At 69.3% G+C, this 24,383-nt stretch carries 26 protein-coding genes; 10 read left to right on the forward strand and 16 right to left on the reverse strand.

Translation table 11 applies throughout. The annotated features are described in order from the left end of the window. Positions 1-6: 6 nt before the first annotated feature. Both A3CU_RS0112595 and A3CU_RS0112600 read right to left on the reverse strand, forming a co-directional pair. Entirely contained in the window at positions 7-624 is a 618-nt protein-coding gene (locus tag A3CU_RS0112595; protein ID WP_027942595.1) for a flavodoxin family protein, read from the reverse strand. Positions 625-665: 41 nt separating this feature from the next. Further along, positions 666-1,490, reverse strand: a complete 825-nt coding sequence (locus tag A3CU_RS0112600; protein ID WP_027942596.1) for an alpha/beta fold hydrolase — start codon at positions 1,488-1,490, stop codon at positions 666-668. Between the two features lie 367 nt (positions 1,491-1,857). On the opposite strand from A3CU_RS0112600, the gene A3CU_RS0112605 reads away from it, so the two are divergent. Then, entirely contained in the window at positions 1,858-2,661 is an 804-nt protein-coding gene (locus tag A3CU_RS0112605; RefSeq protein WP_245617031.1) for a polysaccharide deacetylase family protein, read from the forward strand. Positions 2,662-2,696: 35 nt separating this feature from the next. Further along, positions 2,697-4,061: an outer membrane protein assembly factor BamB family protein gene (locus A3CU_RS44540; RefSeq protein ID WP_084143248.1), complete on the forward strand. Its 1,365-nt coding sequence runs from the start codon at positions 2,697-2,699 to the stop codon at positions 4,059-4,061. Positions 4,062-4,380: 319 nt separating this feature from the next. Here A3CU_RS44540 and A3CU_RS0112615 read toward each other — a convergent pair whose 3' ends face one another. Next, a complete protein-coding gene (locus A3CU_RS0112615) occupies positions 4,381-5,238 on the reverse strand; it encodes a PaaX family transcriptional regulator (RefSeq protein WP_084143230.1) in 858 nt (285 codons plus the stop codon). 101 nt (positions 5,239-5,339) lie between these two features. On the opposite strand from A3CU_RS0112615, the gene A3CU_RS49750 reads away from it, so the two are divergent. Further along, a complete protein-coding gene (locus A3CU_RS49750; protein ID WP_063628820.1) occupies positions 5,340-6,278 on the forward strand; it encodes a DUF2127 domain-containing protein in 939 nt (312 codons plus the stop codon). Positions 6,279-6,300: 22 nt separating this feature from the next. Continuing rightward, on the forward strand, positions 6,301-6,474 hold the full coding sequence (locus tag A3CU_RS52355; RefSeq protein WP_156960341.1) for a hypothetical protein: 174 nt from the start codon (positions 6,301-6,303) through the stop codon (positions 6,472-6,474). 78 nt (positions 6,475-6,552) lie between these two features. Here the strand turns inward: A3CU_RS52355 and A3CU_RS0112630 are convergent, their stop codons facing one another. The 6 genes from A3CU_RS0112630 to A3CU_RS0112655 form a co-directional block, all read right to left on the reverse strand. Next, positions 6,553-9,081, reverse strand: coding sequence for a polynucleotide kinase-phosphatase (locus A3CU_RS0112630; protein WP_027942599.1), 2,529 nt, complete (start codon positions 9,079-9,081; stop codon positions 6,553-6,555). 220 nt (positions 9,082-9,301) lie between these two features. Then, positions 9,302-10,762, reverse strand: a complete 1,461-nt coding sequence (locus tag A3CU_RS0112635; RefSeq protein WP_027942600.1) for a 3' terminal RNA ribose 2'-O-methyltransferase Hen1 — start codon at positions 10,760-10,762, stop codon at positions 9,302-9,304. Positions 10,763-11,122: 360 nt separating this feature from the next. Then, positions 11,123-11,773 (reverse strand): GNAT family N-acetyltransferase, encoded by a 651-nt coding sequence (locus A3CU_RS0112640; RefSeq protein WP_027942601.1) that lies wholly within the window; start codon positions 11,771-11,773, stop codon positions 11,123-11,125. Between the two features lie 31 nt (positions 11,774-11,804). Next, positions 11,805-13,070, reverse strand: coding sequence for a DUF1015 family protein (locus A3CU_RS0112645; RefSeq protein ID WP_027942602.1), 1,266 nt, complete (start codon positions 13,068-13,070; stop codon positions 11,805-11,807). A gap of 148 nt (positions 13,071-13,218) precedes the next feature. Next, a complete protein-coding gene (locus A3CU_RS44550; RefSeq protein ID WP_043841015.1) occupies positions 13,219-13,590 on the reverse strand; it encodes a roadblock/LC7 domain-containing protein in 372 nt (123 codons plus the stop codon). Positions 13,591-13,602: 12 nt separating this feature from the next. After that, a complete protein-coding gene (locus A3CU_RS0112655; RefSeq protein WP_027942603.1) occupies positions 13,603-13,863 on the reverse strand; it encodes a hypothetical protein in 261 nt (86 codons plus the stop codon). 348 nt (positions 13,864-14,211) lie between these two features. Here A3CU_RS0112655 and A3CU_RS0112660 point away from each other — a divergent pair, with 348 nt between their 5' ends. Continuing rightward, positions 14,212-14,631 carry a TIGR03667 family PPOX class F420-dependent oxidoreductase gene (locus A3CU_RS0112660; protein ID WP_027942604.1) on the forward strand — a complete coding sequence of 140 codons (420 nt, stop codon included), beginning with the start codon at positions 14,212-14,214 and terminating at the stop codon, positions 14,629-14,631. Here A3CU_RS0112660 and A3CU_RS0112665 read toward each other — a convergent pair. Further along, positions 14,609-15,043: a hypothetical protein gene (locus tag A3CU_RS0112665; protein ID WP_027942605.1), complete on the reverse strand. Its 435-nt coding sequence runs from the start codon at positions 15,041-15,043 to the stop codon at positions 14,609-14,611. The two genes, A3CU_RS0112660 and A3CU_RS0112665, sit on opposite strands and share 23 nt — an antisense overlap. A gap of 97 nt (positions 15,044-15,140) precedes the next feature. Beyond that, entirely contained in the window at positions 15,141-15,431 is a 291-nt protein-coding gene (locus A3CU_RS0112670) for a helix-turn-helix domain-containing protein (RefSeq protein ID WP_052371673.1), read from the reverse strand. Between the two features lie 68 nt (positions 15,432-15,499). Between A3CU_RS0112670 and A3CU_RS44555 the strand changes: the two genes are divergently transcribed. Next, entirely contained in the window at positions 15,500-15,802 is a 303-nt protein-coding gene (locus A3CU_RS44555; RefSeq protein WP_052371674.1) for a GntR family transcriptional regulator, read from the forward strand. A gap of 152 nt (positions 15,803-15,954) precedes the next feature. Here the strand turns inward: A3CU_RS44555 and A3CU_RS0112680 are convergent, their stop codons facing one another. After that, positions 15,955-17,010 (reverse strand): J domain-containing protein, encoded by a 1,056-nt coding sequence (locus A3CU_RS0112680; protein WP_027942607.1) that lies wholly within the window; start codon positions 17,008-17,010, stop codon positions 15,955-15,957. A gap of 233 nt (positions 17,011-17,243) precedes the next feature. Between A3CU_RS0112680 and A3CU_RS44560 the strand changes: the two genes are divergently transcribed. Next, positions 17,244-17,849 carry a hypothetical protein gene (locus A3CU_RS44560; RefSeq protein WP_156960343.1) on the forward strand — a complete coding sequence of 202 codons (606 nt, stop codon included), beginning with the start codon at positions 17,244-17,246 and terminating at the stop codon, positions 17,847-17,849. On the opposite strand, the gene A3CU_RS0112690 is transcribed toward A3CU_RS44560, so the two are convergent. Then, positions 17,833-18,225: a DUF2237 family protein gene (locus A3CU_RS0112690; protein ID WP_027942608.1), complete on the reverse strand. Its 393-nt coding sequence runs from the start codon at positions 18,223-18,225 to the stop codon at positions 17,833-17,835. The two genes, A3CU_RS44560 and A3CU_RS0112690, sit on opposite strands and share 17 nt — an antisense overlap. A gap of 157 nt (positions 18,226-18,382) precedes the next feature. Between A3CU_RS0112690 and A3CU_RS0112695 the strand changes: the two genes are divergently transcribed. Next, a complete protein-coding gene (locus A3CU_RS0112695; RefSeq protein WP_043841018.1) occupies positions 18,383-19,492 on the forward strand; it encodes an NDMA-dependent alcohol dehydrogenase in 1,110 nt (369 codons plus the stop codon). Positions 19,493-19,647: 155 nt separating this feature from the next. Next, positions 19,648-19,884: a hypothetical protein gene (locus A3CU_RS0112700; RefSeq protein WP_027942610.1), complete on the forward strand. Its 237-nt coding sequence runs from the start codon at positions 19,648-19,650 to the stop codon at positions 19,882-19,884. 43 nt (positions 19,885-19,927) lie between these two features. Here the strand turns inward: A3CU_RS0112700 and A3CU_RS0112705 are convergent, their stop codons facing one another. Further along, positions 19,928-20,764 (reverse strand): alpha/beta fold hydrolase, encoded by an 837-nt coding sequence (locus A3CU_RS0112705; RefSeq protein ID WP_027942611.1) that lies wholly within the window; start codon positions 20,762-20,764, stop codon positions 19,928-19,930. Between the two features lie 230 nt (positions 20,765-20,994). Here A3CU_RS0112705 and A3CU_RS0112710 point away from each other — a divergent pair, with 230 nt between their 5' ends. Next, positions 20,995-22,323, forward strand: a complete 1,329-nt coding sequence (locus tag A3CU_RS0112710) for an outer membrane protein assembly factor BamB family protein (RefSeq protein WP_169739625.1) — start codon at positions 20,995-20,997, stop codon at positions 22,321-22,323. 346 nt (positions 22,324-22,669) lie between these two features. Here the strand turns inward: A3CU_RS0112710 and A3CU_RS0112715 are convergent, their stop codons facing one another. After that, positions 22,670-22,936 carry an ER lumen protein-retaining receptor gene (locus A3CU_RS0112715; protein ID WP_156960344.1) on the reverse strand — a complete coding sequence of 89 codons (267 nt, stop codon included), beginning with the start codon at positions 22,934-22,936 and terminating at the stop codon, positions 22,670-22,672. A gap of 13 nt (positions 22,937-22,949) precedes the next feature. After that, the gene (locus A3CU_RS0112720; RefSeq protein ID WP_027942614.1) at positions 22,950-24,320 is read right to left on the reverse strand and encodes a TRAP transporter large permease subunit; all 1,371 of its coding nucleotides are present in this window, start codon (positions 24,318-24,320) and stop codon (positions 22,950-22,952) included. Positions 24,321-24,383: the final 63 nt, after the last annotated feature.

Raw genomic sequence — 24,383 nt, forward strand, 5'->3', positions numbered from 1 at the left:
GCGGTTTCACCCCGCATCGCGAGAGAACTCGAGCGGGAACGGCCGGTCCCACAGCGCGCAGGCCACGGCATAGAGGTTGCCCGCCATTTTGCCCGCGACGCGGTAGGCGTACCGGTGCCCCTGCTCCGTGTCGCGGTAGAACGGTCCTGGCTCCGAGCCCGGGTTCCAGCAGGCCCAGGACTGGCCCGGGATGGTGTACCCGAGGTCCACCAGCGCCCCGCTGATCTCGCTGACCACGTGGTGCGCGCCGTCCTCGTTGCCGGTGGCCACCACGCCGGCGACCCGGTCGTAGGCGACCGGTTTACCGTCTTCGCGGGTTTCGATCAGCATCGCGTGCATCCGTTCCAGCGCCCGCTGGGCCAGCGATGACGGGCGGCCGAGCCACGTCGGCGACGCGAAGATGAGGATCTGGGAACGCAGCACTTCGCGGCGGATCCACGGCCATTCGTCGCCGTCGCCGAGGTCGCTGACCACCCCGGGCGGGATCGCGTGGTCGGCCAGCCGGATGGTGCGTACCGCGGCGCCCAGGTCCCGCAGTCCCGCGGCCACCGCGTCGGCCAGTTCCTGGGTGTTGGAGGGTTCGGGGGACTTCTTGAGCGTGCAGTTCAGAATCGTCGCCCGCATGCCTTCCGGCATTCCCTTCGGCCACCGGTGGCAAACGGGGCCTACGACAGGTGTTCGACGAGTAGGGCGGTGAGTACCTCGGGAACCTCCTCGGGAATCCAGTGCGTCACGTCCTCCAGCATCTGGAACGAATAGGCCCCGGTCACCCAGTTCTCCGTGTCGAGGGCCGCGGTGGAGCCCAGGGCGACGTCTTCCGTGCTCCACACGTACAGCGTGGGCACCTCTACCTTGCCGACCTCCCCGCTTGGGCGGCCGGCGCGGTACCAGTTCAACGCGGCGGTCAGCGCGCCGGGCTCGGACAGGCGCCGCACGTACTCGTCGACATGGCTCGGCGGCACGCGCCACTCGAAAATCCTTCGCAGCGCCTCGGCGTTGTTGGCGAGCATCCGGCGTTCGGCGCTGGTCTGCCGGAATTCCGTCATGTACGCCGAGCGCAGTTGCTGGTCCTCATCGGTGCGCAGGGCCGCCGCGAGCGCCTTGGGATGCGGGGTCGACACGGCGGTCAGCGTGCGCAGCCGCGCCGGGTGCTCGGCGGCCGTCCACCACCCGACCGCGGCGCCCCAGTCGTGGCCGACGAGGTCGAACCGGTGCCAGCCGAGTTCGTCGGCGATGGCCAGCACGTCCCCGACCAGCTCGCCCATGCCGTATTCGGCCGGGGCCGGCGGGCGCACCCCGGGCGAATAACCCCGCTGGTCGGGCGCGACCGCGCGGAAACCGCGCTTGCCCAGCGCCGCGACCTGGTATTCCCAGCAGATCGCCGCCTCCGGGAAGCCGTGCAGAAGCAGCACCGGCCGGCCGTCGGCGGGGCCGGCGGCGATCGCGTCGAAGGTGCCGGCCGCGGTGGGAATCGAGAGGTGTTCGGTCACGCCCGATAACTCTAAGGGGTCTGGGGGCTTGCCCCCAGCTGGGACGTGGGGGAGCCCCGCAAGGCGGAGCGCGTCTGGCGCCGTTGACGGGTAATCGGCCTTTCGGCTCGGCGAACCGTATCCGGTCTCCTCAAGCCGGAACTCGGATGCCTGAGGCGGGGACACACGTGTCTGAAGCCGGGACTCGCGTGCTTGAGGGGGAACTCGCGTGTCTGAGGCGGGAACTCGGATGCCTGGGGTGGGAACTCGCGTGTCTGAGGCGGGAACTCGCGTGTCTGAGGCGGGGACTCGCGTGTCTGAGGCCGGAATTCGCGTGCCTGGGGCGGGGACACGCCAGGTTCACGGCCTCGGTGGGTACCGTGACGGCGTGAACGAACCTGACAGACGGGTGTTCTTCGGCATGCTCGCGGTCGGCTTGGCGAGCGTGATCGCCGGTTGCGCTCCCGCCGGCAATGCCGAAGTCCCTCCGACGTCGGCGCCGGAGCCGCTCCCGCCCGAGCCGGCGCCGAGCCGGGACGTGCCCAAGCCGGCCGAGGCGTCTTCCGGTCCGGCCCGGGTGCTCACCCAGGGCCCGACCGACGGCAACCGCATCGCACTCACCGTCGACGACGGATACAACGACGAGGTCGTGGCCGGATATGTAAGTTTCGCCGTCCGGACCGGTATTCATCTCACCTTCAGCCCCAACGGGCGCTATGCCCACGCCTGGGAGCCGCATGCGGACGCGCTGAAGCCGCTCGTGGAACGCGGCCAGATCCAGATCATCAACCACACCTTCAACCACCCCGATCTACGCAAGATGAGTGATACGGACATCCGTGTCGAACTCGAGCGCAACGAGGAATGGGTGAACCGGATGTTCGGCACCAGCACCCGGCCGTACTACCGCCCGCCGTACGGCTTCCACAACGCCCACATAGACGGGGTCGCGGCGGATCTCGGTTATCGGAACACGGTGATGTGGAGCGGTTCCTACGGCGACTCGAAGGTGCTCACGCCCGAATACCTGATGAGCCAGGCGAGCAGGTACTTCCAGCCCGGTGTGATCATGCTCGGCCACGCCAACCATCCGACCGTGCTCGGTCTTTTCGACCAGATCGTGGACCTGATCCGGCAGCGCCAGCTGAATCCGGTAACTCTCCAGGAAATGTTCGCGACACACGGAGTGTGACTTTGCGCGCGCGATTTGTGGCACACCGGGCCGCCATGAGGCGTATTTCCCTTTTGGTCGCGGCCTTGATCGTGGTGGCCGCCTGCCATCCGGCCGGCGACCAGGGGGGCGCGGAACCTCCCGCGACCATCCAGGATCGGCCTTCGCACGTGCCCACCGCACTCCAGGCGACGGACTGGCCGACCTATCACCATGACAACGCGCGCACCGGCGTCGCCGAGGTGCCGCCACCGGGCGAGCTTTCCCAGGCGTGGACGGCGAACCTCGACGGCGCGGTCTACGGGCAGCCGCTCGTCATCGGCGACCACGTCATCGCGGCGACGGAGAACGACACCGTGTACGCCCTGGCCGCCACGGACGGGCACGTGCTCTGGTCCCAGCACCTCGGCAGCCCGCAACCCCGCTCCGGCCTGCCGTGCGGCAACATCGATCCGCTCGGGATCACCGGTACGGCGGCCTATGACCCGGCCACCGGCCTGGTGTTCGTGCTCGCCGAACTCGACGGGGGCGCACACGTGCTGGCGGGGCTGGATCTCGACACCGGGCTCGTCGCGTTGAGCAGGCCGCTGGAGCCGCCGCTGGGAGACCGCATCGCGCACCAGCAGCGGGCCGCGCTGACCGTGCTCGACGGGTGGGTCTACGTCGCGTACGGCGGACTCGCCGGGGACTGCGCCAACTACGTCGGTTCGGTCGTCGCGGCGCCGACCACCGGCCTCGGCCCGCTGCGCACGTATTCCGTTCCCACGCCACGGGAAGGCGCCATCTGGTCGCCGGGCGGCGCGGCGGTCGGCGGCGGAAAGCTGTACTACCCGGTCGGAAATGGAGAGTCCACTTCGGACTACGACCACAGCGACTCGGTGCTCGCGCTGACCCCGGAGCTGACGCTGGCGGACTCGTTCAGCCCGACGACGTGGGCCGAAGACAACGACAACGACCTCGACCTCGGCTCGATGAGCCCGGCGATCGTCGGGACGCACGTGGTCGCCGACGGCAAGCGGGGCGTGGCCTACGTGCTTGACGCCCAGCATCTCGGCGGGATCGGCGGCGAGATCTCCCAACAGGAAATCTGCGCGGCCTACGGCGGCAGCGCCGTGGTCGGCTCGACGGTGTACCTGCCCTGCAAGGACGGCACGCGCGCGGTCGACGTCAGCGACTCCGGGCAGTTGACGGTGCGGTGGAAGGCGCCGGTGCCCACGGACGGCCCACCGGTCGTGGGCGGCGGCGCGGTCTGGGCGATCGGCATCGGAAGCGGCGTGCTTTACGCGCTCGACCAGGGCACCGGCGCGGTGCGGTCGCAGCTGTCGCTGGGGCGGGTGCCGCATTTCGCGTCGCCGACGCTCGCGGGTAACCACGCATACGTCGGCACGATGTCCGGCGTGGTCGCCGTTCGCACCAGCTAACCGGCGCGAGTCCCACGCTTCGGTAGCGCGAGTCCCACGCTGCCGTTCCGCGAGTCCCACGCTTCGGTAGCGCGAGTTCCACGCTCGTGTCGCATGAGTCCCGCGCTTCGGTAGACGGGAAGGTGGCACTCACAGGTCGAGAAGGTGGGACTCGCGCGACGGGAATGGGGGACTCGCAGGTCGGGAAGGTTGGACTCGCGCGACGGGAATGGGGGACTCGCGCGACGGGAATGGGGGACTCGCGCGACGGGAATGGGGGACTCGCAGGTCGGGAAGGTGGGACTCGCGTGTCGGGAGTGGGGGACTCGCGGGAGCGCGGTCAGGCGGCTTCGTGGTCGTCGACGAGGCATTCCCAGTGGCGCTGCGCCGCGGGGCGCCACTCGACGTGCTTGCGGTGGAACAGCTCCGCGGCCTGCGTGCCGCTCCAGGCCGGCGGCAGCAGCCGGCCCGGCAGTTGCGGGTCGAGGAACGGGAACCGGCGCCATTCGTGCACCAACCGGGTCTGCGCGTGCAGCACGGCTTGACCGGTGTCCGGGTCGACCCCGGCGAACTGGTCGATGAACCCCTCGTAGCGTTCCTTCAACGCGCTGAGGTCCCAGGCCCGGGCGACCATGGCGTCCTCGTCGCCGATCTCGCCGTAGCCGGCGATGAACGACATCGCCTCGGCGTCCAGGCCGAGCTCGGCCAGGATGGTGGCCGCCTCGGCCTGCCGGTGGGTGCCGGGGCTGATCCACACTCCCGGTGTCGGCGAGCCGAAACCGGCCCAGGTCAGCCGGGTGCGCAGGCTGTGCCGGAGATCGCGCTTGGCTTCCGGGACCGAGACCAGCAGCATCAGCCACCGCCCGTCCCAGTCGCCACCGGCCCGCCCGAAACCGTAGATCCGCTCGGCGCCCTCGGTGAGCAGGCGGCGGCCGGGCGGCGTGAGAGACCAGCGCACGCGGCGGCCGATCCGTTCCGACACCAGCCAGCCCTCGCCGGCGGTGCGCGCGAGGGCCTGGCGCGCGGACTTCTCCTCGATGCCGAAGGTGCCGAGCACGTCGACGAGCGTCGCGGTCCAGACCGGCCGGTCGCGGGGTAGCACGAACTCCCCGAGCAGGGTCATCAGCAACGACCGGGCACTGGTGTGGCTCACCTCGCGCCGCCTGCTCAGCGTCGGGCGCGCTGTCGCGTCCCCCATCGCCGCCTCCTTCCCGACGGAACCGCTCTCGTCATTGTCTCTACACACGGACGGGATCGAGCGCTTCTCGTGATCGCTCTCGGGAGGTTAGCCTTTGCTTGGTGAGCGAACTGCAAGCGCCACCGGGCTCCGGATCACGCCGGCTCTCCTACGAGTTGATCGACTGTGCGTGGCGCGGTCACGTGCTCGCCGGCTTGGACGCCGCCACGATCCGCCCCACCGACGCGCTGGTCGTGCGTGAGCGCGATGGCCTCCGCTGGCACCGCTGCCTGCGCTGCGACGCATGGCTGCCGGTGCCGCCACCCGAGCACCCGGCCCGGGAGTTCCTGCCCGCACGGGACGAGATCGAGGTGCCGCTGCGGGGGAGGCCGTTGCGTGACCGCTACGTGCTCCGGCTGATCGCACTCGACCGGCTGATCCACTTCCTCGTGCTCGGCACGCTCGCGGTGGGGATCTTCCTGTTCGCGCGTGAACGGGTGACGCTCGGCGACCGGTTCTTCCGGATCCTGGACGCGGTGCAGGGCGTCGTCGGCGGCCGGACCGGCGCCACCGGCCAGGGCATGCTCGCCGAGCTGGAGAAGGCGTTCGAGGCGCGGGCGTCCACGCTGTACCTGGTCGGCCTGGTGGTGGCCGCTTACGCCCTGCTGGAGGGGATCGAGGCGGTCGGGTTGTGGCTGGCCAAGCGGTGGGCGGAGTACCTGACCTTCGTGGCGACCACGATCCTGCTGATCCCGGAGGTGTACGAGCTGACGCGCACGGTCAGCGCGTTGAAGGTCGTGGCTCTGGCGATCAACCTGGCGGTGGTCGCCTACCTGCTGTTCGCGAAGCGGCTGTTCGGCCTGCGCGGTGGTGGACGGGCCGAGCGGGCCGAGCGGAAACGCGACACCGGATGGCCCGCGCTGCACCGGTTCCTTCCCGGTGCCCTGCCTGGCGAGGGCTCCGCTCCCGCACCGCCGACTGGGGGCAACCCCCAGAGCCCCCTGCCTGGCGAGGGCTCCGCCTCCACACCGCCGGCTGGGGGCGACTCCAAGGCTCCCTAGGCGTGTGCCATCCTCGCTCACCATGATCACGTATCAGATGTTCGAGCATGCCTTCGTCGTTGCCGAGGAGTTTCAGGCCGGGTTCCTGGGTACGGTCGGCAAGATCGCGGCGGGCACGATCATCTTCTTCATCGCGATCGGCTTCATTCTCGGACTGTTGCTCGGAATCTTCATCGGCCGGCTCACCAAGCGGTGAGCGACTTCCCCCTTGTGCCGCACGGCTGTCCGCCAGATTGACAGCCGCACGACGCAAGGGGTCCAACGGAAGACAAGCTCACAGACGCGGGTCGACCGGCTCCGACTCCAGCGCCAGCACGCCGAACACCGCTTCGTGCACCCGCCACAGCGGCTCACCCTCCGCGAGCCGGTCGAGCGACTCCAGGCCGAGGGCGTACTCGCGCAGGGCGAGGGACCGCTTGTGGTTCAGGAACCGTTCGCGCAGCCGGGCGAGGTTGTCTTCACGGGTGTATTCGGGGCCGTAGATGATCCGCAGATACTCCCGGCCCCGGCATTTGATGCCGGGCTGCACGAGCCGCCCGTCCTGGTTCCGGACCAGCGCGCCGACCGGCTTGACGACCATGCCCTCGCCGCCCCGGCCGGTCATCTCCAGCCACCAGTCGACACCGGCCTGGACGGACTCCGGCTCGCCCGTGTCGACGTACAGCCGCCGGGTGCCCTGGAGCAGCCCGGTGCTGTCACGCTCCACCAGGCGGTCGATCAGGGCGAGTTGCTCGTCGTGCGGCAGCGCGGCGAGGCTGCGGCCCTGGGCGGCCAGCAGCTGGAAGGGGGCCAGGCGAACGCCGTCCAGACCCTCGGTGGTCCAGCAGTAGCGGCGGTAGGCGGCGGTGAACGCCGCGGCGTCCGAGGCCCGTTCGCGCTGGTAGGTGAGCAGATCGGTGACGGCAACGCCCCGCGCCGCCGCCCGCTCCAGCGCGGCCAGCGCATCGGGGAAGACGGCACCGGAGGCGGCGCCCACGGCCGCGTACTGGCTGCGCAGCAGCCCCGCGGCCTTCAGCGACCATGGCATCAGCTCGGCGTCCAGCAGTAGCCAGTCGGTGTCGAGTTCCTGCCACAGGCCCGTGTCCTCGATCCCCGAGCGGAGCCGGCCGAGGATCTCCTCGGTCACCTTCTCGTCGTCGAAGAACGGCCGCCCGGTACGGGTGTACAGCGAGCCGGTGGGGCCGTCCACCCCGAAGGCCTTGCTCGCCGCCGCCGCGTCCCGGCACACCAGGGCCACGGCCCGCGAACCCATGTGCTTCTCCTCGCACACGACTCGCGCGACCCCGTCCCGCGCGTACTGGGCGAACGCCTCGACCGGGTGCTCCAAGAAGCCCTCCACCTGCGAGGTGGCCGTGGGTGCCATGGTCGGCGGCAGGTACGGCAGCAGGCGCGGGTCGATCGCGAAGCGGCTCATGACCTCCAGTGCCGCGGCCGCGTTCTGCTCGCGGATCGCCACCCTGCCCGCGTGCCGGGTCTCCACGGAGCGGCGGCCGTGCACGTCCGCCAGGTCCAGCGGCCGGCCGTCCTGCCCGCCGGGCGCCTCGGAGCGCAGCGGCTTCGTCGGTTCGTACCAGACTCGTTCGGCCGGTACGTCCACCAGTTCGCGTTCCGGCCAGCGCAGCGCGGTCAGCTTGCCGCCGAAGACGGCACCGGTGTCGAGGCAGATGGTGTTGTTCAGCCAACTGGCCTGCGGGACGGGCGTGTGACCGTAGACGACCGCCGCCCGGCCCCGGTAGTCCTCGGCCCACGGATAGCGCACCGGCAGCCCGAACTCGTCCGTCTCGCCCGTGGTTTCGCCGTACAGGGCGTGCGAACGGACCCGGCCGGAGGTGCGGCCGTGGTACTTCTCGGGCAGCCCGGCGTGGCAGACGACCAGCTTGCCGCCGTCGAGGACGTAGTGGCTGACCAGCCCGTGAACGAACTCGCGGACCTCGGCCCGGAATTCCTCGCTCTCGCCCTCCATCTGGGCGATGGTCTCGGCGAGCCCATGGGTGGGCTGGACCTTGCGGCCGTTGAGGTAGCGGCCGTACTTGTTCTCGTGGTTGCCGGGCACGCACAACGCGTTGCCGGACTTGACCATCGCCATCACGCGGCGCAGCACGCCCGGGGTGTCCGGGCCGCGGTCGACCAGATCGCCGACGAAGACGGCGGTACGGCCCTGCGGGTGGACCCCGTCGGCGTAGCCCAGCTTGGCCAGCAGCGCCTCCAGTTCGGCGGAACAGCCGTGGACGTCGCCGATGATGTCGAAGGGGCCGGTGAGGTGGGTCAGGTCGTTGAACCGCTTTTCGGTGATGACGCTGGCGTTGTTGGCCTCCTCGACGCCGCGCAGCACATGGACCTTGCGGAAGCCCTCGCGCTCCAAATGCCTGAGCGATCGGCGCAGTTCGCGGATGTGCCGCTGAATCACCCGGCGGGGCAGGTCGGCGCGGTCGGCGCGGGCGGCATTGCGTTCGGCGCACACGTCCTCCGGCGTGTCCAGCACGATGGCGATGGGCAGCACGTCGTACTTCCGTGCCAGCTCGATCAGTTGCCGCCGGCTGTCCTGCTGCACGTTGGTGGCGTCCACGACGGTGCGACGGCCGGCGGCCAGCCGCTTGCCCGCGATGTAGTGAAGTACGTCGAACGCGTCTTGGGTTGCGCTCTGGTCGTTCTCGTCGTCGGAGACGATCCCGCGACAGAAGTCCGAGGAGATGACCTCGGTGGGCTTGAAGTGCCTGCGGGCGAAGGTCGACTTGCCGGAGCCGGAGGCGCCGACGAGGACGACCAGGGAGAGGTCGGTGACCGGGAGGATCCGCTTAGTCATGCTGGCCCCTCCGCGAGTTTGCGCGCGACCGCGATCGTGTCGACGGGGCGCTGCTTAGAGGATCGAGTAACGTCGGCGGTGAGGGCGCCCCGCCGCCCCGATAAGGGGGTCTGGGGGCTTGCCCCCAGTCGGGGGTGTGGGGGCAGAGCCCCCACAAGACACAGGACAGAAGCGCGCGCTCGGTGGTCACCGTGATTGCCGCGAGTCGGCACAAGGAGTGTCATGCTGCCGTTGCCTCCTTCCGCTTGATTACGAACTGTGCCAGCTGGGTGGGTGGGCCCACCTCGGGGTCCTCGGGGCCGACCGGACTGAACCCGACCTCGTAGCCGTGCCGTTCGGCCACGGCCGTCGCCCAGGCGCGGAACTCCTCGCGGGTCCACTCGAAGCGGTGGTCGCCGTGCCGGACCTGCCCGGCCGGGAGGGTCTCCCAGCGGACGTTGTACTCGACGTTGGGCGTGGTCACGACGACCGTGCGGGGACGGGCGTGCCCGAACACGGCGTACTCCAGGGCGGGCAGCCGGGGCAGGTCGAGGTGCTCGATCACCTCGCTGAGCACGGCCGCGTCGTAGCCCTTGAGCCGGTTGTCGGTGTAGGCGAGCGAGCCCTGCACGAGCTTCACCCGGGACGCCTGCCGCTCCCCGATGCGGTCCAGCTTCAGCCGCCGGCCCGCGATGGTGAGCGCCCGCGTCGACACGTCGAGGCCGACGATCTCGGTGAACCGGGCGTCCTTGAGCAGCGCCTGCACCAACTGGCCCTGCCCGCAGCCGAGGTCGAGGACGCGGGCGGCACCGGAGTCCCGCAGCGCCGCGAGGATCGCCTCCCGGCGCTGCACGGAGAGCGGCGTCGGTTTGCTCTCGGTCTCGGTGTCTTCCTCGACCGCGTTGTCGATCTCCTCGACCTCGCTGTCGTCCGCCTCCGCCAGCCGCAACAGCTCCAGCTGTTCGGTCGCCTGCCGGGTCAACGACCAGCGCCGGGACAGATAGCGCGTGGTGATCAGCTGCTGCTCCGGGTGGCCGGCCAGCCAGCCTTCACCGGCCCGCAACAGCTTGTCGACCTCGTCGGGGGAGACCCAGTAGTGCTTGGCGTCGTCGAGCACCGGCAGCAGGACGTACAGGTGGCGCAGCGCTGCGGCGAGGGTCAGCGCGTCCGACTCCAGGATGAGGCGGACGTACCGCGAGTCGCCCCACTCCGGGAACGCGGTGTCCAGCGCGACCGGTTCGGCGGTCACGGCCCAGCCGAGCGGCGCGAAGAGCCGTCCTACGAGGTCGGGGCCGCCGCGGGCGGGCAGGGCCGGCACCTCGACGCGCAACGGCCGCGGGCGCTCGGGAAGGTCCGGGCGCGCGTTGCACACGCCGCGCATCGCGCTGGAGAACACGCTGCTCAGCGCGACCGCGAGCAGGGAGGAAGCCGCGTAGGGGCGATCGTTGACGTATTGCGCGAGCGCCGTGTCGGGTGCGCCGCCGCGACCCTTGCCCTTGCCCCGCCGCACGAGCGCCACGGGATCGATGTCCAGCAGCAGCGCGGCCGTGCACCGCTGCTCGTCGGCCTCGGGGTAGAAGACGTGCGCGGTGCCGTAGGACGTGGAGAACCGCTGTGCCTTGTCGGGATGCTTGTGCAGCAGGTAGCCGAGGTCGGTGGCCGGGTGGGCTGCGTCGCCGCTCGTGGAGATCGTCAGGAACACGTGACGGAGTCTCCCGGCCCAGTGCCTTCTCTCACCACCGGTTTTCTCCGCTCCTGTAACGACCGTGTCCTTTTCCGCCGACTGTCACCATGACCTCGACCGCATGGTCCTCCAAGCCCTCGCTTGCCCGCGCGGGGCAGATGGTGGCGTGCCTGCCGTGGGCCCCTCGGCCTGTGCCCGGACGGCCACGAAGCCGGGTATGCGGCCGCCCGGCTGGATCACCAGCGCGTTCTCACCGCCCTCGGCCTCCCGGGTCCTGTCGACGTGGTAGTCACCATGTCCGGCGTACCAAGACGAACACCGCGAGGTTAATGACCCGCACTGACAATTCCGGAACCCCATTCGGCATCGGTTAGTGCGTCATTGCGCGGGCAGGCCGAACATCGGCAGGCAGGGTTCGAGGCCGTCGATCGTGACCGGCACGCGGCGATGGCGCTCCCACCCGGCGCGGGTCAGGCGCTGTCGTTGCTCGATGACCAGGCGGTCGCGGACGACGCGGCGGTTGACGCCGTCGGGCTGGTAGCCGAGCTTGCGGGAAACCGCCAGGGAAGCGGCGTTGTGCTCGAACGCGCCGGAGACCGCTTCCTCCGCGCCCAGTCCGGCGAAGGCCAGGTGCAGCACGGCGGCCCGCATCTCGGTGCCGATGCCCTGGCCGTGATACTCCAGCCCGAGCCAGGAGCCGGTGCTCACCTCGCGGGTGATCGCCAGGTCGCGGGCCTCGATGCCCTGCGTGCCGACCACCGTGCCCTCGTGGAACACGGTGAGGTTCAGCCTCCAGTCCTGCGGCGACCACTCGCCAAGGCCGGACCAGAGGTACTGGATGACCGAGCGGGCGACCTCGGCCGGCGGGGCATCGGTCCATGGGACGAGGAAGGGCATCACGTCCGGGTCGTGCACCCCGGCCGCGGCCAGTTCACCGAGTTCGGCGAGTTCCTCGTTCGAGGGCAGGCGCAGTTCCAGGCGAGGGGTGGTCAGCCGGAGCCCGGCGAGCGGAAACCGATCGAGGAGCATGGGAACATCGTGGCAGCCGTGTCGCCGGCGATCACGTGGTTTTCTCCGTCGGCGCGCCGGGCAGGCCGGCGAGGAGCAGGCCGGAGCGGGGCTTCGGGGTGAAGTAGGTGCTCTTGCGCGGCATCAGGCGGTGCTGCGCGTGCACGGCGAGAACATCGTCGAACGGCACCGGGGCGAGTTCGAACACCGCGTCGACGTCCGGGCCTGGCGGGTGACCGGCCGCGACCGGGCGGACGTGCGGACCCTCCGGGTCGACGCCGAGGGCACCGGCGATGAGCACCTCTTCCACCACGGTGTGGTCGATCCGGGGAAGCGGCTGGCCGGGTTCCGGCACGGGGAGTTCGACCATCAGCCCGCCCCCGGCCGCCCGCACGGCCACCACGCCCGGCACTGGCCGGTCACCGGCCGCGCCTTCTGGGGGCGCACTCCCCGGACCCCGCCTGGGGGCAAGCCCCCGAACCCCGGTGTCTTCTGGGGGCGCGACCCCAGGATCTAGGCCCCAGACCCCCTCCCACACGCGCAAACCCAGGCCACGCCAGGACCGGGCGAGATCGGCGGCGGTCAGCCCGGTGCCGACGAGTTCCCGGTGAAACGCGCCGATGCGCAGGTCCGGTCCACCGGTGACCAGTGCGAGCAGGCGTACCCGCGCCCGCGCCGCGGCGGCCAGGCGATGGTTGCCGTCGGCGACCAGGAGCGGCCGGCTGCGCACCGAGGCGAGCAGAAGGTCCTGGTCCGGCCCCGGGCCGACGAGCCACATCCGGTGCGTCCGCCCGGCGGGATCGACGGTGTGCACGGCGGGCGGTGCCGTCGTCGTGCGCAGGACGGTCTCGGTCAGCCACGCTCCGCCGGCCACCGGGACCAGCATGGCCGCGCTGGTGGCACGGCCGAGCCCGGTCAGCATCGCGGCCCGCTCGGCCACCACCCGGGGGTAGACCTCCTCGCTGTGCCGGACCCGCGACACCTCGTTCGGGTCGACCAGGCACAGCACGCCGACCGCCGTGCCGTCCGGGCCATCCACCCGATACGGCGCCACCACGTCGGCGACCGGCCGGTACCAGCCGGCCAGCAGCCGGTCCAGCTCCTGGCGGGCCGACGGGAGCGCATCCGCCAGCGACAGCCCTCGGGCTCGTGCGCGCGGCGTGCGATGAGGGTGCTGCACCGCGAGCAGGCTGTCGCCCGCGGAGCCGGTCAGCGCGGCGATCACCTCGCTCGCGTCGGCGAATTCGTCGACGTCCGGGCCGGGTACCCGGCTGTCGACGACCCAGCCCTGCCCGATGGGTTCGACCCAAGCAGCCATGCCTCGATCTTGAAAGATCGAGCGGAAAGCGCAAGTCCGGCTTCTCGAGCTGTGACCGAACGCGCCCCATACGGCGCAGCGAAATCCGTGACCATGCGGGCACTTTCCGTACCCGAACACGGTCCACTATGGACTCGCCGCCGGCGTCCTAACTCGCCATCTTCTGGACGAGCAGGTTCATTTCGTAGGCAGCCGTGCCGATGTCCGCGTTCGAGGCGGTGATCAGCGCCAGGCACCTGCCCTGCCCGGCCGCGGTGAACACCAGGAAGGCGTTGTCCATCTCGACGACCGTCTGGCGGACGTTCCCGCCGCCGAGATGTCTGGCGGTGCCGCGCGCGAGGCTCTGGAAGCCCGAGACGACCGCGGACAAATGCTCCGCTTCGCCCACGGGCAGGTCCTGGGACCAGCCGACCGGCAGGCCGTCGGCGGAGAGCACCACCGCGCGCTGCGCCCCGGCCACCCGATTGACCAGATCGTCGAGGAGCCGGTCGAGCTCGCTGGTAGTAATGGAATCGGCCATGACGTCTCCGGCTCACTCCTGACTGTTCGGTCGCGCTTCGCGCGCTCGGCGAGTTCCTCGCTGGAACGCGGTCATCGTTTCCCTGGCCAGTTCGGCTGAGCGGACCGGCGGCTCCTCGATCGGCGAGCCGGCCTCGGCCGCGAGCTGCGGCGCGAGGTTGGCCTGGCGCCGCCGCCGGGGCAGCGGCGGCCGGCTGTCGACCGGCGTGGGCGCCTTCGTGTGATCTTCGGACGGTGAGGTCATGGTCGCCGCCGTAATCTTCGGCTCGAACAACGAACGCTTCTCACGGTTTCCCCTCTCGCTTCCGTTCCCGGGAGACGTTCACGACTGCCGCGACCATATCTCGTGATGCTCGTTCTGTGCTGTAATGACGCACCGACCGCGTTTCTTCCTCCGTCCACACGGCAGCTGTGGTGGCGGCGCGTCGGCCACCATGCCCCAGGTGGGTGATGTCCGCCTCGTCCACAGTGGCGGATGAATCGGGGGAAATGCGCGCAAGATCCGCGTAGGCGCCGACGGCGGATTTGTAATGCCGGAATGGTATTCGTCACCGGTGTCTTCACTCGTGTGGGGTGACGGTGACAATTCTCCTTGGCCGGCCGCTTGTCTATGCTTGTCGACATGTCCGTTATACCGAACAGCGAGTTTGGTCAGCGTGTGCGCGAACGCCTGCGGTCCGAGGACGTCATCTGGTTCAGCACCGTGGGCGCCGACGGGACGCCGCAGCCCAACCCGGTCTGGTTTCTGTGGCAGGAAAACGGGTTCCTGATCTACAACCGGGCCGATGCCCACCGTCTCGCCCACATCGTGCACCGGCCCCAGGTTTCGCTGAACTTCGACAGCGACGGCCAGGGCAACGACATCGTGGTGTTCACCGGCCGCGCGGTGCGGCTCGAGGATCAACCGTTACCGCACGAACTGCCGGCGTACGTGGAGAAGTACGGCGACGCCATGATCCGGATCGGGGGGAGCCGCGAGAAGTTCAGCGCGGACTACCCGGTGGCGGTCCGGGTCGAGGTCACCCGCGTTCGCGGTTTCTGACGCCGGTGGTCAGAAGTTGCGTGATCAACCCGCCACCGGGGGTGGCGACGAGCCAGACGTCGATAGTTTTGCCGTCGACTTCGTACTTGCAGTCGATCGACACCCCGGCTGCCGCATCCAGCGCGGACATCCCCTGATCACGCTGTGCCACCAGGGGATCGGGGGCCGGCGAGGTGGTCTTCGAGGTGCACACCTCGACCTTGCCCGGCTGCACTGCCTGAGAGCCGGATAGCGCAGCGGGAACATCGAAGGGAATCGGGCAAGTGGCGGGCGAGGGCCCGGCGCCGGCGGCTGCCTTGCGCGTGTCGTCGAACGCGATCCCGTCGGTGGCGCCGGCTCCGGAAGTGCATCCAGCCACCGCGAGCGCGCCGACGATCAGGCCTGCGCCCAACATCGCGTACTTGCCGATCATGTCCGACTTGTTATGGCGACAGTCGCGGTGTGTGTTCGCGGGGCGAGTGCCCCGGGTCGGCGGCCTCATTGCCAGTGCGCCGCTTATGACACGCGATCTAGGAGCGTTGGCGGTCGTCGAGAAGGTCTGCGGGGTGGATCTCCAGCGCGTCGGCCATGCGGAAGAGCGAGTCGAGCGTGATGTTGCGCGGCGGGCGTTTGCGCGGGTCCTCGCGGCTCTTGGGCTGGTTCAGGCGGGAACGCTCGAGTTCGGCGACGACGGACCGGGACACGCCGGCCCGGTCGGCCAGGTCCTCCTGGCTGAGGTCGCGCTCGCGGCGCGCCCTGCGGACGCGCGTGGCGAGGGCGCGCAGCCGCTCGTCGAGCCCCTGCTCGTCATGCTCCGTCATCAGGGGGACACCCTACCAACCGCCATGTTCGACGGACAATTTGTCGTTTCTATGATATTTTTGGTCGCATGATCTCCGAACTCACCGACTTCGAACCGCCCGGCTACCTCTACCAAGCCGTGGCCAGTGACCTCACCCGCCGCATCCGGTCCGGCGAGCTGCCGGCCCATGCCCCACTGCCCGCCGAAGTGGATCTCGCCCGCAGATACGGCGTCTCGCTCGGCACGGCTCGGCACGCGACCAGGCTGCTGCGCGAGCGCGGACTGGTCGTGACCATCCGGTCCAAGGGGACATACGTGGTCAAACGAGACGAGCAGCCGCCGATCTGCCTGTGGGCAGCGCCGAACCCGCGGCGCTCAGAGCTTGGTTGAGGACCCGCCCACCCGATCTTGCCGACAGGGCTCTCCGGAATGCGTTGCTCGCGTTTTTCTTGGTCGGAGCCCTGTTCCCGAGATCGACTACCTTCGGACGGCGGGTTCGAGGATTCACCTCGACCAGGGAGCTGGCGGTTCGAACAGGCCCTTCAGACTACCTGGGCGCGGACGGTGCGGAGCACGTCAACGTCCACAGTGGAAGATTCCGCGGCGAGCCAGTCGCCGATCTCCTGGACGAACTGCTCCGGCGTCATCGGCTGCGGCGCCGGATCGCCGTCCACCGGGTCGGTGGTGATCAGGCCGGCCCGGCTCGGATAGACGATCAGCGCGCCGCGGATCTCCACACCGGGCAGCAGGTCGCGATACGCGTCGATCGCTTCGGGCAACTGGGTCGCACCGCCGCGGAACAGCCGGTCGTTGCGCCACAACACGCCGGTCTCGTCGGTGGCGTAGTGCCCGGGCAGCCAGGTTTTCGACTCGATCAGCACGAGCCGGCGGCCGGCCAGCACCGCGTGGTCGATATCGGCGAACACGGAGCCCGGCCAGGCCAGGCCGTGGAAGATCCGTGCGTTCGGCAGCCGGGTCAGGTACCGCTCCAGTAGGTCCGCGGTGAGCCGCTCGGCCCACTGGTCGGGTTCGGTGCCGGGGTGGCCGTATACCGCCTCCGTTCCGAACTCCGCGGCCAAGGCCTGCCGGGCGCGCGAGAGCGCGAGATGGCGGCGTACCAGCCAGATCGCCACGCCGGTGGCGAGCAGCAACCAGACGGTCAGCAGCAGGGCGGAGGCCAGGAACGGCAGCACCACGAGCAGCAGCCAGGCGACCAGGATCGCGATCGGGGCATGCCCGGGCGCGGCCGGGGTGGCCGGGTGAACCTGCCTCTTGGCGGCAGCTTCCCACCATGCCAGGGTTTCCGGGTCCAATCGCGGGATCTCGGCGGTGAAGTCCGGATCCTCGCCGAATTCGCGCGGCTGTGCCCGGCGCCGGCCGCGGGCGGGAAGAACCGGCTGGAGACGCCGGTCGTAAATCGCGCGCCGGAGCGGGTCGCTCAGCGTCTCGTAGGCCAGGCGCAGTTCGTGGAAGGCATCGGGGGAACCACCGAAGTCCGGATGCAGGGCGCGTGCCCGGGACCGGTACGCCGATTTGATCTCCGCGGTTGACGCGTCCTTGCCCACTCCGAGCAACTCGTAATAGCGAGCACCGAGCATTCGGTCACCATACCGTGGCACTCGCCGCGCCCCCCTGCGAACCGGAACGCTATGCAGAACGCAAGATCGGCATCCATGGTGACAGACAACGAGGGTGCACGTGGGCGGGGAGGCAGGCCGCCGTCGTGATCGACCGGCAGCCGACAATGGAGGTCACGGTCTGGCTACCCGCACACGTTCTGGACAACACTGATCCGGCGGCACCGGAGCCGTCGCGCCGTTACAGTTACGCCGTGGCAGGTTCTCCGGCGGAGACTTTGGCCCAGCGACTGGGTATCCGGACCGGCCGGTTCGTCGCGCCGGCCGGTCTGATCGCCGTCTTCGCCGGCGCCGCGCTGTTCCTCTTCCCGCCGCACAACGCGGTCGAGGCGATCGCGCTCGGCATCGGCGGGGTGGCCACGTTCGGGCTGGGCATGGTGCGATACGCGGGCGGGCCGTGGTGGGCGTTGATCAGCGCGGCCGTGAGCGGGCTGTTTCTGTTCGTCGCGTTGATCGTGGCCGGGCGCGGCCTCCTCCTGCGCGTGCTCGGCGAATCCGAGTTGTGCGAGGTGGTGCAGCGCCAGCAGGTCGATACCGAGGCACGCTACAAGCACATCGGGTTCGTGCACACGCTCGACTGCCCCCGGGCCGGCCGGCTCGCGATCCGCACCGACTCCACAGACCGGCAGGAGACCGGCGCGCGGGTGGAGGTGCTCACCGACCCCGGCGGAGTGCTGCAACCGGACTTCGCGATCCGCCACAACGTCGTCGGCGACGCGCTCACACCCCTCGCCGCGACCGGCCTGGCCGTGGCGACGGTGTGGTTCACCCGGAAACGGGGCGCTACGCGAGCGAGCTAGGGTCGGCCGGCACGTCGACCGCATGCCTGCGAAGATCGTCGAGTTCGATGATCTCCAGCGCGCGGGCGTGCGTGGCGGCCAGCACCACCGGCGGTGCCACGCCGGCCTCGAAGGCTTCCTGCCAGCGCGCGGCGCATACGCACCAGCGATCCCCGGGTTCCAACCCGGGGAAGCCGTATTCCGGCCGCGGCGTGACCAGGTCGTTGCCGGCCTCGACCTGGTGTTCCAGGAACTCCCTTGAGACGACGGCGCAGACGGTGTGGTTACCGAGATCGTCGGGGCCGGAGTTGCAACACCCGTCCCGGTAGAAACCGGTCACCGGATCGGTGCCACACGGCTCCAAGTCCCCGCCGAGCACGTTGCGATCGTTCGCCATGGCTTCAAGCTTGACATCTTCGCGCCGGGTTCGCTGCCGGGCGGCCTGGACGCCGATCACCTGCCGTCAGGCGGAAGTCCTCTTTGAGGAGCGGCGACGGGTGGCCGACGATCAACGTGACGATCGAGGAGATAGTGCCGACAGCGAGGTGTGCGCGATGCTGAAGACGAAGGCCGCCGTTCTCCGCGAAGCCGGCCCCGACAAGTGGTGGGGGATCGAGGAGATCGAGCTCGACGAGCCCGGGACCGGCGAGGTGCTGGTCCGCTTCGAGGCGGCCGGGCTGTGCCATTCCGATGACCATGTGCGCGCCGGGGACTCTCCCGTGCGGCTGCCGCTGGTGGGCGGGCACGAGGGCGCCGGCGTCGTCGAGCGCGTCGGTCCCGGCGTCACGCGGGTCGCCGAGGGCGACCACATCGTCTGCTCGTTCATCCCGGTCTGCGGCAAGTGCCGGTACTGCTCGACCGGGCGGCAGAACCTGTGCGACGCGGGCAAGAACGCCGGAAGCGGCCTGATGCCGGACGGCACCTTCCGGTTCCACTCCGCCGACGACGACCTGGGCGGCATGTGCGTCCTGGGCACGTTCTCCGAGCGTGCGGTGCTTCACGAGACTTCGTGCGTGCGTTACGAGCCGGACATCGCGCCGGAGGTCGCCGCGCTCGTGGGCTGCGGGGTCACCACAGGCTGGGGGTCGGCGGTGTACGCGGCGGAAGTGCGGGCCGGGCAAACCGTGGTGATCTTCGGGATCGGCGGGGTCGGCATCAATGCGGTCCAGGGCGCCCGCTACGCCGGGGCGCAGAACGTGGTCGCGATCGACCCGGTGGCGTTCAAGCTGGAAATGGCCAGGAAGCTCGGCGCCACGCATACCTTTGAGGACCCGGCCTCGGCGAAGGAGTTCCTCATCGACGCCACCCGGGGCCAGCTCGCCGACCACGCGATCCTCACCGTCGGGTTCATGACCACGCCGGTGGTACTGCAGGCCGCGGAACTGGTCGGCAAGGACGGCAAGGTCACCATCACCGGGGTCGGCAAGTACGAGCTGGGCATCCCCGGCAGCATGATGACGTTGTGGCAGAAGCGGTTCCGCGGCGCGTTGTTCGGCGGTGCGAACCCGCTTTACGACATCCCACGCCTGCTCGACCTTTACCGGGCGGGGCAGCTCAAGCTCGACGAGCTGATCACGCACCGGTACCGGCTCGACGAGGTCAACGACGGATACCGGGACATGTTGGCGGGAAAGAACATCCGGGGTGTGATCATCCATGTCTGACGCGATCTTCCGGGCCCGGGTTCCGTCCTAATGCGACGGTCGTGCCGTCGCCGAGGCACGTGCCGGGTGATCATGGCCGGCACCCGGAATGTCGGGATCTTCGGGTTGGTGCGGGTATTCGAGCTGTGGTCAGAGATTTCGGTTTGGAGGTCGGCGTGATAGACGAGGAAGGTTTGGCGGCGATCCGTACGACGCTGGCCGCCGACGGGTACGCGCTGGACGTGAGCGAAGCGGGCGGCCGGGTGTCGGTACGGATCTCGGTGGCCGATCCCGAGGCGTGTGAGGACTGCCTCGCGCCGGAGCCGATCATGCGCGGGATCCTGCAACAGACCCTGGGCGTGCCCGGGCACTCGATCGACCTGACCTATCCGCCGGGAAGCGTTCACGAGTGATCGGCATCGGATCGCCGAGGTGAGTTCCGCTGTTCAAGCCACGCTAAGCGAGGTCGGCCAGGAGTGCGGCGGCTTTCTCGGGGCGGACGAGGAAGCCGGCGTGGCTGGATTCCAGCGTGCGCACGTCGAACGGGTTGTCCGGGGTGAGCGCGTCGGCCTGTCGGATGAACAGGTCCTGCAGGGCGAGTGGGATGGACCGGTCCTGGGTCAGCCTGACGTAGGTGTGTGGAATGCGACCCAAGGTCGTGGCCTGGATCCGATCGTCGGCGGCGCTTGCGAGCTCGTCGGGTTCGAGCGTGTTGAGGAAGGCGAGGAACTCGTTGTCGGTGCCGTCGGCCAGCAGCATGGTCTTGAGCGTGCGGAGCCGTTCGGGGTCCGCGGTGCGCCAGTTCAGCCGCACGGCGCCGAGTTCGGCCGGGTCTGCAACCGGTGCGCCGAGCGTCCCGGCGGCGATTTCGGCCGAGTACTCGGGAAGTCGCGTGTACTCGGCCGGGCTCCGGTCCACGCAGCACCACGCCGAGATATAGACGATCCGGTGGATCAGTTCGGGGATCGCGTTGCCGGTTCCGGTGATGGTGAGCCCGCCCCGGCTGTGCCCGGCGAGGATCACCGGGCCGTGCTCGGCGGCCCGCCGGACCGTGGAGATCACGTGCGCGACCGCGTCCGTGTCCGCGAGACCGGCCACAGTGGACGGTTCGGTGGCGAGCCTGCCGAGGTCCTGCGGCGCCTGGTAGGCAGCGGGGAAGGCCGCGGCGAAGCCGTGTCCGGGCAGGTCGACCGCGAGCGACCGGTGCCCCCGCAGGGCCAGTTCGCGCTGTAGCGGGGCCCAGCTGAACGAGTTGCTGTACGAGCCGTGCACGAAAACGAAGGTGGGACTCACTCCCGGCAGCGTAGTCCGGGCCTTTGGGCGAGATAGCGGCTGGACACAGGGTCGATCATGATAGGAATGCTGCCATGACACAGCCCCCGCCTGGCGCTCCTTCGAACTGGGATTCGTCCCAGGGCCAGCAGCCCTCCGGCTACCCCACACCATACCCACAGACTTCACCGCAGCCGGGCGGTTGGACGCCATATCCCGAGGCGGCACCGCAGCCGCCCGGAGGTTATGGGATGCCAGGTGGCTACGGGATGCCGCCGAAGCGCAGCAAAACGCCGATGATCGTCACGATCCTGGTGCTGGTCGTGGTGCTCGTGGGTACCGGCGTGACGCTGGCCGTAACCGGCGTGTTCTCGTCCGGGAAGAGCGCGTCCGGGGGTACCGGCGGGAGCGGCTCCGGCGGCGACGCGAAGAAACTGTGGTCTGCCCCGGCCGTCAATGCCGACCCCAACAAGCCAAGTGGGGGCTGGGTGGTCGACGATCACACGCTCGCCAACGTCGTCGAATCCGGTGTCACCGGCTACGACCTCAACACCGGCAAGCAGTTGTGGCAGGTGCCGGCGCCGGCCGGTCAAGTCATCTGCGCGATGAGTCCCCGGGCCGACGGCGGGATCGGAGCGGTGGGCCTGGGCGTGGACAGCGATCACTGCGACACCGCAGCCGCGGTCGACCTCACCGCGGGCAAGCTGCTGTGGCAGGAGAAACTAACCCTGCCGAGCAACTTCGAGGGGTACAAGCGGGTGCTCGGTGTGCTGTGGGTGGCGAAGGAAATGGTGATCGTCCAGGACCCGGAGACCACGTTCGGCTACGGTGCCCGCGACGGGAAGCGGAAATGGACCGCGCCTCCGGTTCCGGAGGAAGTCGAGGAATGGGACGACCACTTCTGCTATTCGATGTCCGCGCTGGCGGAGGGAGACGTGACCGCTCAGGTGCTGTCCTGCGACTCCGACGGCGTGAAGGTCGCCACCTACGACACGGTCAGCGGTGCGGTGAAAGGGATAGCTCCGGCGTCGAACGACAGTGCCCCCGGCTCGTGGTGGCTGCTGTCGGCGAACCCGCTGGTCGCCGTGGACGCGCGCACCGGGATCTACTCCCTGTCCGGACCGAACGGGTCACCGGTGCCCATCGGGCGTATCGCGACCACTTTCGGGGAATTCATCAGCCCGAACTACGCCTACGGCTCGGCCGCCTTCGACGGCACCACCATGTTCACTGTGGACAGTGACGAGGGAGCCACGCCGTCGGAGCACGTCACCATCACGGTGAACTCCTGGGACACCACCACCGGCCAGTCGCGGTGGAAGCACACCTTCGACGTGGACGCCGAGGTGAAGATGGTCGGTATGAGCCAGGGCAAGGTGTGGGTCGAGTACGCCGCGCCGGACTCCGACGAAGAGCGCCAGCTCATGGCGTTTTCGCCCGCCGACGGGTCGATGATCCAAGGACCGACGTTCGAGCCGCCCTATGACAGCTCGAGCCCGCTGACCACGCAGCTCGTCGGGAACAAGATCGTGCGGTTCGGGCCGCCCAAGGCGCCGGTGACCGTGTGGGACATGGGCTAGCTGCCTGTGCCGAAGCCGGTTGGGCAGGTTGGGTCGGTCGGTTAGGTTGGGCTGATTTCGGTGTTCTCACCCGAACCCCGGAACTCACCCTCCCGAACCCAGAACTCACCCTCCCCAGCCGGGGACACGCCAGCACCTGGCGTGTTCCCGGCTCAGGCACCCGAGTTCCCGGCTCAGGCACCCGAGTTCCCGGCTCAGGCACCCGAGTTCCCGGTTCGGGCACGTGAGTTCTCGGTTCGGGCACGTGAGTTCCTGGTTCGGCCGGGCGTGTCCCCGGTCCAGACACTTGAGTTCCGGCTTGGGAACACAGACACCGAAGACCGGAAGCACCGTCTGGTGGCCGAGCTCATTCGTCCGTAGTGGTCGCGGGCTCCTTCTTCTTGGCGGTCAACGAGTGCTCACCGGTGAGGTAGACGTAGACCAGTCCGGGCAGCATCGCCACCGCGGCAACGTAGATGCTCCACTTGGCAAGCGTGCCGCCGAACTGGCTGAGCGTGGCGCCCCCGTGGCCACCGATGATCAGCGCCACCAGGAAGACGGCGGCGAGCAGGACCGCCATGCCCAGGGCGACGACGGCGAGCGCGCCGTAGCAGTTTTTCAATACCTTCCGCACTTTGAACCCCTTGTCAGATGCCGGCGATGGGCAACAGGCCCGCGAGCAGTGCCATGGACATCAGCAGGTGGCAGACGATCCAGATCGTCGCCGCCCGGGCTGTCTTGCCGAACTCGGAGTTCGCGATCCCCATCGTCACGAACAGGCCGAGCGCAAGGGGCGGAGTCATCCCCTCCAGCGCACCGGTGAGCGCCGGCAGCATCAGCGCCAGCAGGACCGGGTTGCCGCCCAGTGCGGCGAACACCGTGACCAGTGATCCGCCGAGGATCGCCACCTGTGCCGTGCCGGGCAGCACCATCCCGAGGACGGCGAAGACCAGCGGCACGATCAGGACTACCGCGGTCAGCGACAAGTGCAACCCGGTGAACCAGGTCTCGATCTCCTTTTCCGCCTTCAGGCCGGTGAACGCGGCCGAGATGGCGTACGCGAAGTACACGGTCGCGGCGATGGGTACCACCGTGCGCAGGGAACCACGGCACATGTCGACGATCGGCGCCAGCCGGAGCTTGCCCTCCGGCAGCGATTTCCGGCCGATGACCAGCGCGTAGACGGCGGCGAGGCCGGGGGTGAACATCAGCACCGCGTTGGAGAAGTTGTCCGCACCGTCCTTGCCCAGGCGGGAGACGAGCCAGCCCTTCGCCGCGAAGTCGATGATCAGCGGGACGAACAGCACCACCGGAAGCAGCAGCGCGGGCCAGCCCTGTTTCCATACCTCGCCGAACTTGGGCCGCTCCTCGACCGGGATCGGTTTGACCTTGGTGGCCTTGCAGATGAAGAAGAGCACGACGAACTTCTGGAGCAGGAACCAGAGACCGATCACGTAGGCGGCGAGGATGAAGCCGCTTTGGCTGATCTTCCCCGGGAAGACGCCGTCGACGACGCCGAAGGACAGGAAAATGATCCCGGCCGGGGGGATGACGTTGCCCAGCATGCTCGCGGACATCTCGATGGACGCGGCCGTGTGCGGCTTGAACCCGGACCGCTTCATCATCGGGATCGTGAAGGACCCGACCGCGGCCGCGTTTCCCGGGCCACTGCCGGAAAGTGAGGCCATGAACGCGCTCGCCAGCGTCGCCACATAGCCCGAACCGCCGCGGAACCGCCCGACGAGGGCGAGCATGATGTAGACGATCCGGCCGACGGCGTCGGTGGCGTCGAAGATCCTCGCGATCAACATGAACGTGAAGATCACGTAGAACAGGCTGTTCTTGGTGGGGAAGACCAGGTATTCGCCCAGTCGGCTCCACTGGCCGGACAGGGCCACGAGCAGCAGCAGACCGAGGGCCATGTTCTCGTACATCGGGCGTTTGAACACGAGGAACATCACCGCGATGAACGCGACGAGCGCGACGAGCAGGACGACGGCTACAGGTAGTCCGAACATGACACCCCCGGCATATTGCCTCCTCGGGACGGTGGGATTAGCGACCAGTGGTACTAACTGGTT

The sequence above is a fragment of the Amycolatopsis taiwanensis DSM 45107 genome (assembly GCF_000519205.1).
GTDB classification, from domain to species: Bacteria; Actinomycetota; Actinomycetes; order Mycobacteriales; family Pseudonocardiaceae; genus Amycolatopsis_E; species Amycolatopsis_E taiwanensis.